Raw genomic sequence first — 258 nt, 5'->3', positions numbered from 1 at the left:
AGTTCGGTACACGTCGCCGCAGGTCCTCGGCGCTGATTTGTTTCCTTCGCCCAGCCTGAAGTTGGTTGAGAAGCTCAATTTCTGTTTGCGACAACCGCCCCCCGAACTCTTGTTGGCGGCCTGCCCAGTATTGAAAATCGTATCGCGCCGTCTCAGCTAGGTCCGAAGTGCTGTCTCCGAAAATCCTCAAGTCGCTCAGTGCTGCCTGCTTGTGCCGCTCAACGAATGCCACCTCAGTTCCTCTGCTGATGAATTGCG

The 258-nt window shown here is 55.8% G+C and carries 1 protein-coding gene; it reads right to left on the bottom strand.

Annotation, left to right across the window (positions count from 1 at the left end; genetic code table 11):
• On the bottom strand, positions 1–232 hold a 232-nt coding region (locus tag EUU22_RS25605; RefSeq protein ID WP_205687896.1), incomplete at its 3' end, for a hypothetical protein.
• Positions 233–258: the final 26 nt, after the last annotated feature.

The sequence above is a fragment of the Ciceribacter ferrooxidans genome (assembly GCF_004137355.1).
GTDB lineage: Bacteria > Pseudomonadota > Alphaproteobacteria > Rhizobiales > Rhizobiaceae > Allorhizobium > Allorhizobium ferrooxidans.
Note: the sequence above shows the minus strand (reverse complement) of the source record. Positions and strands in the feature narration are given on the sequence as shown.